10 protein-coding genes are annotated in these 10091 nt (G+C 68.9%); 5 read left to right on the forward strand and 5 right to left on the reverse strand.

The genetic code is table 11. The features are described from left to right. Positions 1–11 precede the first annotated feature (11 nt). From FB547_RS30230 to FB547_RS30250, 5 genes are read right to left on the reverse strand one after another with little or no spacing between them, the layout of a single operon-like run. Positions 12–638: an N-methyl-D-aspartate receptor NMDAR2C subunit gene (locus tag FB547_RS30230; RefSeq protein WP_145747311.1), complete on the reverse strand. Its 627-nt coding sequence runs from the start codon at positions 636–638 to the stop codon at positions 12–14. A 4-nt stretch (positions 639–642) separates the two neighbouring features. Beyond that, on the reverse strand, positions 643–1734 hold the full coding sequence (gene mltB, locus FB547_RS30235) for a lytic murein transglycosylase B (RefSeq protein WP_145747312.1): 1092 nt from the start codon (positions 1732–1734) through the stop codon (positions 643–645). A gap of 52 nt (positions 1735–1786) precedes the next feature. Then, positions 1787–3808 (reverse strand): transglutaminaseTgpA domain-containing protein, encoded by a 2022-nt coding sequence (locus tag FB547_RS30240; RefSeq protein ID WP_145747313.1) that lies wholly within the window; start codon positions 3806–3808, stop codon positions 1787–1789. 16 nt (positions 3809–3824) lie between these two features. After that, on the reverse strand, positions 3825–4796 hold the full coding sequence (locus tag FB547_RS30245) for a DUF58 domain-containing protein (RefSeq protein ID WP_145747314.1): 972 nt from the start codon (positions 4794–4796) through the stop codon (positions 3825–3827). A 25-nt stretch (positions 4797–4821) separates the two neighbouring features. Then, the gene (locus tag FB547_RS30250) at positions 4822–5742 is read right to left on the reverse strand and encodes an AAA family ATPase (RefSeq protein ID WP_145747315.1); all 921 of its coding nucleotides are present in this window, start codon (positions 5740–5742) and stop codon (positions 4822–4824) included. Between the two features lie 86 nt (positions 5743–5828). Between FB547_RS30250 and FB547_RS30255 the strand changes: the two genes are divergently transcribed. The 5 genes from FB547_RS30255 to FB547_RS30275 form a co-directional block, all read left to right on the forward strand. Then, positions 5829–6782 carry a histone deacetylase family protein gene (locus FB547_RS30255; RefSeq protein WP_145747316.1) on the forward strand — a complete coding sequence of 318 codons (954 nt, stop codon included), beginning with the start codon at positions 5829–5831 and terminating at the stop codon, positions 6780–6782. A 39-nt stretch (positions 6783–6821) separates the two neighbouring features. Continuing rightward, positions 6822–8102 carry a mechanosensitive ion channel family protein gene (locus tag FB547_RS30260; protein ID WP_145747317.1) on the forward strand — a complete coding sequence of 427 codons (1281 nt, stop codon included), beginning with the start codon at positions 6822–6824 and terminating at the stop codon, positions 8100–8102. 138 nt (positions 8103–8240) lie between these two features. Next, on the forward strand, positions 8241–8990 hold the full coding sequence (locus tag FB547_RS30265; protein ID WP_145747318.1) for an electron transfer flavoprotein subunit beta/FixA family protein: 750 nt from the start codon (positions 8241–8243) through the stop codon (positions 8988–8990). Between the two features lie 2 nt (positions 8991–8992). Continuing rightward, positions 8993–9925 (forward strand): electron transfer flavoprotein subunit alpha/FixB family protein, encoded by a 933-nt coding sequence (locus FB547_RS30270; protein WP_145747319.1) that lies wholly within the window; start codon positions 8993–8995, stop codon positions 9923–9925. A gap of 74 nt (positions 9926–9999) precedes the next feature. After that, a partial coding sequence (locus FB547_RS30275) for an acyl-CoA dehydrogenase N-terminal domain-containing protein (protein WP_145746269.1) occupies positions 10000–10091 on the forward strand: 92 nt, incomplete at its 3' end.

A 10091-nucleotide genomic window follows, 5' to 3' on the forward strand; every position in this document is an offset into this window, starting at 1 on the left:
CAGGCGCGGAATCAGGCCAGCGCTGCGATCGACCGGGCCAGGTTGGCGCGGGCCCTTGCCTCCAGCAGTGCATGCATTCGCGGCGTGGCGTAGATCGCCTCCCGCGCGAGGAAGCGTTGCAGGATCGCGCGGCGGCGCGGCCGGCGCACCTCGGCGGGCACGAACGCATATTCGGCATGCACCTGCCGTTCGTACTCGTCGAAGCGCGCGGGGTCCGCGCCGAGGATCGACAGGTCGATGTCGATCAGCAGTTCGGCATCGCGGCCCTCGGGCACGGCATCGTGCCGCGTGGCCATCACGAGCGCATGCACGCGGTCGGCCGCGTCGGCCGGCGCGCCGGCCGAGAGGATGGCGCCGCGCGCCCATTCAGCGCTGCGGGCCTCGTTGTCGTGCGCATGCACGTCGTAGACCGCGTCATGGAACCACAACGCGAGCGCCACTTCGCCGGGGCGTTCGGCCAGTTCCTTCTCGCGCTCGAACCAGGCCAGGCATTCGCCGAGATGCTGCAGCGTGTGATAGTGGCGCTGCGGCTCGCCGTAGCGGCACTGCAGTTCGATGCACAGCGCCTCGTCGGCAGCGGCCACGCCCAGCGCGCGCCAGGCGGCATTCCAGTTGTCCCGCAGTGCCTCGGGTGCCATCGGGCTATTGCTCCATGGCGGCCTTGACCTCCTGGCCGAGGTCGAGCACCGACATCGCGTAGTAGCTGCTCCAGTTGTAGCGCGTGATCACGTAGAAGTTGCGCGTGCCGGCCACATAGCTTGGCGGCGCATCGGCGCCGTTCTGCAGTTCGATCAGCGCGAGCAGGCCCTTGTGGCGCAGGCCCTCGCCTTCAGGGACCGCACCGGCCGCCACGAAGCTGTCGGTGCTGAAGCTCGGCAGGATGTCGGGCGCCAGCAGCAACGCCTTCTGGAGGCGGGCCTCCTCGAAATGCACGGGGTAGGTGGCGGGCATCCCGGGCGTCCAGCCAAAGGCCTTGAAGTAGTTGGCCACCGAGCCGATCACGTCGGCGGGGTTGTCGACCAGGTCGATGCGGCCGTCGCCGTCGAAGTCGACCGCGTACTTGGCGATGCTGCTGGGCATGAACTGCGGCATGCCCATGGCGCCCGCATAGCTGCCCACGGGCCGCAGCGGGTTGTCCGAAGTGCGGCTTTCGGTGCTCAGGAAGCTCTCGAGTTCGCCGCGGAAGAAGGCCTCTCGCTCGGCCGCGCGCGGATGGGCCTGCGGGAAGTCGAACGACAGCGTGGCCAGTGCATCGATCACGCGGAAGTTGCCCATGTTGCGGCCGTAGATGGTTTCCACGCCGATGATGCCCACGATGATCTCGGCCGGCACGCCGTACATCGCCTCCGCGCGCGCGAGCGTGTCGGCATTGTTGCGCCAGAAGCGCACGCCGGCGGCAATGCGCGTCGCGTCGATGAAGCGGCTGCGGTAGGCCTGCCAGTTCTTCACCGTGCCGGCCGGGCCCGGCAGCATCAGGCGCGGCACGTTCGGCAAGAAGCGCGCGCTGCCGATGGTGGCGCGCACCCATTCGCGGTCGAGGCCGCGGCGCTCGGCCACCTCGTCGGCAAAGCGCATGGCGTCCTCGCGCGTGGCGTAGGGCGTGCTGCCGGCCACGGTTTTCACGCTGCGGGCGCTGGGGGCTTTCTGGGCCTGCGCCCCCATGGACCCTGCGCAGCAGGCGGCGAGGAGGGCAACGGCGGCGGCGCGGCGCGGCGCGGAAAGAAAAAATCGCATGGCGCCGATTGTGCCGTCCGCGCGAGCCTGCCTCGGCGGGACGCACGCGGCATCAGCGGGCAGCGGAGGGCGCGGCGGGCCAGTCCAGGCGCCGGAACTCGGCCCGCAGGGCCGCGAGCGAGGCCGGCGAGGCCTGGGCGTAGCGCTGGGCCTCGAGCTTCAACAGCCATTCGCCCACCGCCTGCGCCGCGGGGCCGAAGCGGGCCTCTGCCTGGGCGGCCATCTGGCGCGGCGGTGCCGTGCCGGACACCTCGAGGCCGGCCTTGGCGAGGCGCGCGCGCGCCTGGCCGAGCAGGCGCAGCCACGGGTCGTGCTGGCTGCGCTCCCACAGGGCCCATGCCGCGCCGGCAAGGCTCGCGCCCACCAGCAGGTAGAGCAGCACGTAGGCCAGGTCCTCGAGGCTGGGCGCGTTGAAGCCGATGCTCTTGAGCAGGTTGAGCTGCCGGCTCTGCGTGTAGTTGAGCACCCACTGGTTCCAGCCGTTGTTCACCGCTTCCCAGGCGGCGCGCAGGTTCTGCGCCAGCGTGGGGCTCATCGCGCCGATGGCGCCTGCGAACAGGCCCGGCTGCGGCACGAGCCGCTGCTGCTGGCCGACCCGGCCCGGCGACACCGCGCCCGTGGGATCGACGCGCACCCAGCCCACGCCGTCCTCCCAGACCTCGGCCCAGGCGTGCGCGTCGCTCTGGCGCAGCACCCAGTAGTTGTCGACGCCGTTGAGTTCGCCGCCCTGGTAGCCGGTCACGATGCGCGCCGGAATGCCTGCTCCGCGCATCAGCACCACGAAGGCCGAGGCGATGTGCTCGCAGAAGCCTTCCTTGCGGTCGAACCAGAACTCGTCGGCCGTGTCGTTGCCATAGACGCCGGGCTCCAGCGTGTAGCTGTAGCCACCGGTGCGCAGCCGCTGCAATGCGGCGCGGATGAAGGCCTGCGTGCCGCCGCTGGCCAGCGCGGGCTGGGCGCGCATTTCCGCGGCAAGCGCAGCGGTGCGCGGGTTCGATCCGGGCGGCAGCGCGAGATAGGGCCGCAGCGCGGCCGTCTGCCGCATGGGGCCGCTGTGGAACTGCGTGAAGCTCTCGGCGCGGTAGCGCACGAGGTCGGAGATAGGGCGGTTCGCCACCCATTGCAGGTCGGGCGTGCCCGTGACTTCGAAGCCGGGCGCCTGCGGCGCGGCGGGTGCCGCATCGAGCGTGAGCAGCCAGGGGCGGTGGTTGGGTTCGAGCGTGACCTCGTAGCGCACCGGCTGGCCGCTGGTGCGCAGGTTGCCCGATGGCGGCGCGCCGCGCGCCCAGGACGGCAGCGCCGTCCATTCGCGCCCGTCGAACTGCGCGAGCACCGGGCCGCGGAAGTACAGCTGATTCTGGGGCGGCGCGCGGTTGTCCTCGAACTTGATGCGCGCCGCGATGCTGTCGTCGAGCGCCAGTTCGGCGATGGCGCCCACGCGCATGGTGTTCGACAGGCCCGTGCGCCCGGCCATCGCATCGGCGGGTGTGCCCCATAGCGGCGCGAAGCGCGGAAACAGCAGGAACAGCGCGAGCATGATCGGCGCGCCCGCCAGGGCCATCCAGCTGGCAGTGCGCGCCGCCTGCATCAGCGGCGGCTTGCCCACCGGCATGTGCGCATTGACCAGCGCGGTGAGCAGGCCCAGCAGCGCCAGCAGCATGGTGACCGCGGTCATCAGCGACTGCGAATAGAAGAAGTTCGTGAGCATCGCGAAGAAGCCCAGGAAGAAGATGACGAAGGCGTCGCGGCGCGCGCGCAGCTCCAGCGTCTTGAGCGCGAGCAGGATCACGACCAGCGTGACCCCGGCATCGCGTCCCAGCAGCGTGCGGTGGGTGGCGAACGTGGCGGCCAGCGCCAGCACCAGCAGGCCCACGCGCGCCCACTTGCCCGGCAGCGGACGGGCCTCCACGGCGAGCGTACTGCGCCACACCAGCACCATCGCCGTGATGGCGGTGCACCACCAGGGCAGGTTCGCGGCCTGCGGCAGCACGATGAGCGCGATCACCGCGAGCAGGAACAGCGTGTCCCGGGCGTCCCTTGGCAGCGCGGAGATTTCCCGCATGAACTTGTTCATGGGCGCGGCTCCAAATTCAACATAGCGCCAGCGCCTCCAGGCAGGCCCTTCGGTGGGCTTCTCCCTGCGAGGGCTGCACCACGCGCGCGGCCACGCGGATGCCGTAGTCCACGCCCAGCCGGTCCGCCATCAGCACCCAGGCACAGAGCCGTGAGACGCGGGCCTCGGTGTCGGCGAGTTGGGTGGCCTGCGCGTCGAGCCACAGCTCCTCGCGCTGCGTCTGCTGCGTGTCGCGGCTCACCAGGTCTTCCGAGCCGGTGGCTTGCGCGCGGGCCGCCTTCTTCCAGACCACGAGCTTGAGCGGGTCGCCGCGCCGGTAGGCCCTGAGGCCGTCGTACTCGCCGGCGGCCTGCGCGCGCAGCGCGGCCGATGTGGCGGCCGGGCCCGACAGCGGCTCGCCCGGCGGCAGCGGCGGCGGATGGGCCTCGGGCGCCGGATAGACCAGCATCTTCGCGGCCGGCCGCCACACCGTCCAGACGCGGAAGGTGCCGAGCGGAAAGCGCGTTTCGGCGGTGAGCGCAGGCACCGGGTGGAGCCCGCGCCGCTCGGGCTTGAATGCGATCTCGACCGTGGCGCTGCCTTCGGCCGGAACGTCGGTCCAGGCCCACTGGCCGCTGCCGCGCACGGCCATGCCGATGCCGTAGCGCACGCTGCGCCGCGTGTTGTGCAGCACCACGCGAAAGACCGCGGCGGCGCCTGCGTAGTGCGCCTCGGGCGGCATCATGTGCATGGCCAGGCCGCGCAGCGTGGCGTGGCTCACGTGCATGCCCACGGCCACGCTGCCCGCGAGCAGGAAGGTCAGCAGGTAGCCGAGGTTGAGCTGGTAGTTGATCGACGCGATCAAGAGCACCAGCAGCGTGGCGCCCAGCGTCCAGCCGGCGCGCGTGGGCACGATGTAGACGTTGCGCTGGGTGAGCTCCATCGTGTCCGAAGGCGGCCGGCGCGACAGGAACCAGCCGTCGATGCGCGAGCGTAGCGACGCGATCATCGGTGGCCGGAGGGCGTGCTCGTTTTCACGGCAGCGGCACGTCCGCGATCATTGCGCGCACCTGCTCCACGGCACCGCGGCCCGCGTCGCCCACCGGGGTGAGGCGGTGCGCAATGGTCTGCGGCAGGATCGACTGCACGTCGTCCGGTGCCACGTAGTTTCGGTTGGCCAGCAGCGCCTGCGCCTTGGCGGCGCGCAGCACGGCGATGCCGGCGCGCGGCGAGAGGCCCTGCAGGAACCAGCGGCCGGAACGCGTGGCGGCGATCAGGTCCTGCACGTAGTTCAGCAGCGGCTCGGCCGCATGCACCTGCTGCACGCGCTGCTGCAGCGCGGTCAGCTCGCCGGCGGTCAGCATGGCGGGCAGGGTGGCCAGCATTTCGCGTCGATCGGCGCCCGAGAGCAGCTCGCGCTCCGCGGCGCGGTCGGGGTAGCCCAGCGAGATGCGCATGAGGAAGCGGTCGAGCTGCGATTCGGGCAGCGCGAAAGTGCCGAGCTGGTCCTGCGGGTTCTGCGTGGCAATCACGAAGAAGGGCGTGGGCAGCGGCCGCGTCTCGCCCTCGATGGTGACCTGCTTTTCTTCCATGGCTTCGAGCAGCGCGCTTTGCGTCTTGGGGCTCGCGCGGTTGATCTCGTCGGCCAGCAGCACCTGCGCGAAGATCGGCCCGGGGTGGAACACGAAGGCCTGCTGGCCCCGGTCGTAGATGGCCACGCCCGACAGGTCGCCCGGCATCAGGTCGGCGGTGAACTGCACCCGGGAAAACTGCAGCCCGAAGGTGTGCGACAGCGCATGGGCGAGGGTGGTCTTGCCGACCCCCGGCACATCCTCGATCAGCAGGTGTCCGCCCGCGAGCAGGCAGGCCACGCAGTCGCGCACCTGGGGCTCCTTGCCCACGATCACCGTGTTAAGCTGACTCAGCAAAGTGGCAAGCTTCGCAGCAACGTCCATATTTGTATCCATATGCAAACGATACCGTAAGACTGCGCGGCCCCATGCCGTGTGAGGTCTAGATACGACAGAGACACGGCAAACACATGGGCAAGACCGGCTACTTCACACATCGCGATTGCTGGAAGCACGACATGGGCCGGGGCCATCCCGAATGTCCCGAGCGGCTCGACGCCATCGAGGACAGGCTGCTGCTCACCGGCGTGGGCGACGCGCTCGAACACCGCGACGTGCCGCTGGCCACCCTGGCCCAGATCACGCGCGCGCACAGCGAGGCGCACCTCGAACATCTCGAATCGCTGCACCAGCGCCTGGTGGCCGACGAGCCGGCCGGCGGACCCCGGCATGCGCAGCTCGACCCCGACACCATTCTGAACCGCTTCACCCTGCTGGCCGCGCGCCGCGCCGCGGGCGCCGCCATTGCCGCCACCGATGCGGTGATGGCGGGCGAGATCGAGAACGCGTTCTGCTCGGTGCGCCCGCCCGGACACCATGCCTGCCGCGAGCAGGCCATGGGCTTTTGCTTCCTCAACAACGTGGCCATTGCGGCGCGGCATGCGCTCGAGGTGCACGGGCTGGAGCGCGTGGCCATCGTCGACTTCGACGTGCACCACGGCAACGGCACCGAGAACATTTTGTCGAACGATCCGCGCGTGCTGATGGTGGGCTTCTTCCAGCATCCGTTCTATCCGTACAGCGGCACCGAGCACCCGGCCTCGAACATGCTGAACCTGCCGATCCCGGCCTACACCAGGGGCATGGACGTGCGCGAGCTGATCGAGGCCGCCTGGATGCCCCGGCTCGAAGAATTCGCGCCGCAGATGGTCTTCGTGAGCGCGGGCTTCGACGCCCACCGCGAGGACGACCTGGGCCAGCTCGGCCTCACCGAGAGCGACTTCGCCTGGATCACGGGCCGCATCCGCGATGTCGCCCGGCGCCATGCGCAGGGGCGCATCGTCTCGATGCTCGAAGGGGGCTACAACCTTGACGCCCTGGCGCGCAGCGTCGAAGCCCATATCCGTGTCCTTGCCGACCTGTAGAGCCGCCGGCGCGAACGCCGCGCCCTGTTTTTCCAAGAGATGAATTTCAACGATTTCACACAACGCCTGGGCCAGGTCGACGCGCGCGGCCTGGGCATCGAGCTGGCGGCACTGGTCGCCTGCGTGGTCATCGCCTGGGTCGTCACCCGCTGGTTCGGGCGCGACCAGCCGAAGGATTCCATCTGGTTCGGCGAGCGCACCTTCGATGGGCTTTTGTTCCCGCTGCTGGCACTGGTCTTCGCCGAACTGGCCCGGCGCCTGGTAAGCGGCTACCAGCCCGTGCTCGTGTTGCGCATCGGGGTGTCGGTGTTCCTGTCGCTGGCGGTCATCCGGCTGTTCGCACGCGTGATGCGGGCGGTCTTTCCCGCCTCCAACCTGGTCCGGCTGCTGGAGCGCACGATCTCGTGGCTGGCGTGGATCGGTGCCATCCTCTGGATCGTGGGGCTGCTGCCGCCGGTGCTGGCCGAGCTCGACGACATCACGCTGGCCTTCGGCAAGACGCGCGTCAGCCTGCAGACCATCTTCCAGGGCGTGCTGTCCGCCGGGCTGGTGCTGGTGATCGCGCTGTGGATCGCCGCCACCATCGAAAAGCGCATCCTGCGCGAAGCCGTGACCGACCTCTCGATGCGCAAGGTGGCCTCGAACGCGGTGCGCGCCTTCCTGCTGCTGGTCGGCCTGCTGTTCGCGCTGTCGGCGGTGGGGGTCGACCTCACGGCGCTCTCGGTGCTGGGCGGCGCGCTGGGCGTGGGCCTGGGTTTCGGGTTGCAGAAGCTGGCCGCCAACTACGTGAGCGGCTTCGTGATTCTGCTGGAGCGTTCCATCCGCATCGGCGACAACGTCAAGGTCGACACCTTCGAGGGCCGCATCACCGACATCAAGACCCGCTACACGCTCATCCGCGCGGGCAACGGTCGCGAGGCCATCGTGCCGAACGAGTCGCTGATCACCAGCCGGGTCGAGAACCTCTCGATGGCGGACCGCAAGTTCAACATCACGACCAGCATCGTGGTGGGCTACGACAGCGACGTGGCGCAGGTGCAGGGCATCCTGTGCGAGGCGGCCAAGGCCCAGGCGCGCGTGATCACCGATCCGGCGCCCGTGGCCTTCCTGATGAACTTCGCGCCCGACGGACTGGAGTTCACGCTGAACTTCTGGGTCGCCGACCCCGACAAGGGCAAGGACAACCTGCGCTCGGCCATCAACATCGCCATTCTCGAAGGCCTGCGCAGCGCGGGCGTGGACATTCCGTATCCGCAGCGCGTGCTGCGGGTGGAGTCGCTGCCGCCGGGCGTTTCCGCAGCGCGCGGCCCTGCCGTATAATCACGAAAAAGCACGGTCGTTCTTTTTTGTTGCACCACGATACCAGTCGCCATGGGCGCAGGTGCGGCAAAGGCCGGACCCTAAAATGACCGGCTGCCCTCGAAGCCCCCTTTTTGCAATCCCAATGGAGTCAAGTCAATGAAGGTTCTAGTGCCTGTCAAACGGGTCGTCGATTACAACGTCAAGGTGCGCGTCAAGAGCGACGGCACCGGAGTGGACATTGCCAACGTCAAGATGAGCATGAACCCCTTCGACGAGATCGCCGTTGAAGAAGCGGTTCGCCTGAAGGAAAAGGGCGTGGTCACCGAAGTCATCGCCGTCTCCTGCGGCGATGCCAAGTGCCAGGAGACGCTGCGCACCGCCATGGCCATCGGCGCCGACCGCGGCATCCTGGTGGAAACCTCCGAAGAGCTGCAGCCCCTGGCCGTGGCCAAGCTGCTCAAGGCCCTGGTCGACAAGGAACAGCCCCAACTGATCATCCTCGGCAAGCAGGCCATCGACGACGACGCCAATCAAACGGGCCAGATGCTCGCCGCGCTGGCCGACCTGCCGCAAGCCACCTTCGCCTCCAAGGTCGAAGTGGCCGACGGCAAGGCCACCGTCACGCGCGAAGTCGACGGCGGCCTGGAGACCATCACGCTCAGCCTGCCGGCCGTCATCACGACCGACCTGCGCCTGAACGAGCCGCGCTACGTGACCCTGCCCAACATCATGAAGGCCAAGAAGAAGCAGCTCGACACCTTCAAGCCCGAGGACCTGGGCGTGGACGTCAAGCCGCGCCTGAAGACCCTCAAGGTCAGCGAGCCGCCCAAGCGCGGCGCCGGCATCAAGGTGCCCGATGTTGCAACGCTGGTGGACAAACTGAAGAACGAAGCGAAGGTGATCTGAACATGACCGCACTTGTTATTGCCGAACACGACCACGCGACCGTCAAGCCCGCGACCCTCAACACCGTGACCGCGGCGCTGGCCTGCGGCGGCGACGTCCACGTGCTCGTGGCCGGCGCCAACGCCGCCGAAGCCGGCAAGGCCGCCGCCCAGATCACCGGCGTGGCCAAGGTCATCGTGGCCGACAGCCCGAGCCTGGCCGAGAACCTGGCCGAGAACGTCGCCGCCCAGGTGCTGGCGATCGCTGGCAACTACAGCCACATCCTGTTCCCCTCGACCGCCAACGGCAAGAATGTCGCGCCGCGCGTGGCCGCCAAGCTCGACGTGGCGCAGATCAGCGACATCACGCTGGTGATCAGCCCCGACACCTTCGAGCGCCCGATCTATGCGGGCAACGCGATTGCCACCGTGCAGAGCGCCGATGCCACCAAGGTGATCACCGTGCGCACCACCGGCTTCGATGCCGCCGCCGCCACGGGTGGCAGCGCAAGCGTTGAAACGGCCGAAGGCGTGGCCGACAGCGGCAAGAGCACTTTTGTGGGCCGTGAAGTCACCAAGAGCGACCGCCCCGAACTCACCGCCGCCAAGATCATCGTCTCCGGTGGCCGGGCCCTGGGCAGCGCCGAGAAGTTCACCGAGGTGATGACGCCGCTGGCCGACAAGCTCAACGCCGGCCTGGGCGCGAGCCGCGCCGCGGTGGATGCGGGCTACGCCCCGAACGACTGGCAAGTGGGCCAGACCGGCAAGATCGTCGCACCGCAGCTGTACATCGCCTGCGGCATCTCGGGCGCGATCCAGCACCTGGCCGGCATGAAGGACTCCAAGGTGATCGTGGCGATCAACAAGGACGAGGAAGCGCCGATCTTCTCGGTGGCCGACTACGGCCTCGTGGCCGACCTGTTCACGGCCGTGCCCGAACTGGTGAAGGCGCTCTGACGCGATTGCCGCATTGAGCCGGAGGGCATCGTTCGCGATGCCCTTTTCGTATCCGCTGTATCTGGAGACAAGAGATGAGCTACACCGCCCCCCTCAAGGACATGCTGTTCGACATCGAGCACCTGGCCAACATCGGCGAGATCGCCAGGCTGCCGGGCTTCGAGGA

Origin of the sequence: Variovorax beijingensis (assembly GCF_007828835.1) — a bacterium.
Lineage (GTDB): Bacteria > Pseudomonadota > Gammaproteobacteria > Burkholderiales > Burkholderiaceae_C > Variovorax > Variovorax beijingensis_A.

Excerpts from the sequence above, each read along its gene's own strand:
- FB547_RS30245 (WP_145747314.1), bottom strand. The coding sequence starts at position 4,796 with ATGATCGCGTCGCTACGCTCGCGCATCGACGGCTGGTTCCTGTCGCGC.
- FB547_RS30270 (WP_145747319.1), top strand. The coding sequence starts at position 8,993 with ATGACCGCACTTGTTATTGCCGAACACGACCACGCGACCGTCAAGCCC.
- FB547_RS30265 (WP_145747318.1), top strand. The coding sequence starts at position 8,241 with ATGAAGGTTCTAGTGCCTGTCAAACGGGTCGTCGATTACAACGTCAAG.
- FB547_RS30260 (WP_145747317.1), top strand. The coding sequence starts at position 6,822 with ATGAATTTCAACGATTTCACACAACGCCTGGGCCAGGTCGACGCGCGC.
- FB547_RS30250 (WP_145747315.1), bottom strand. The coding sequence starts at position 5,742 with ATGGACGTTGCTGCGAAGCTTGCCACTTTGCTGAGTCAGCTTAACACG.
- FB547_RS30230 (WP_145747311.1), bottom strand. The coding sequence starts at position 638 with ATGGCACCCGAGGCACTGCGGGACAACTGGAATGCCGCCTGGCGCGCG.
- FB547_RS30240 (WP_145747313.1), bottom strand. The coding sequence starts at position 3,808 with ATGAACAAGTTCATGCGGGAAATCTCCGCGCTGCCAAGGGACGCCCGG.
- mltB (WP_145747312.1), bottom strand. The coding sequence starts at position 1,734 with ATGCGATTTTTTCTTTCCGCGCCGCGCCGCGCCGCCGCCGTTGCCCTC.
- FB547_RS30255 (WP_145747316.1), top strand. The coding sequence starts at position 5,829 with ATGGGCAAGACCGGCTACTTCACACATCGCGATTGCTGGAAGCACGAC.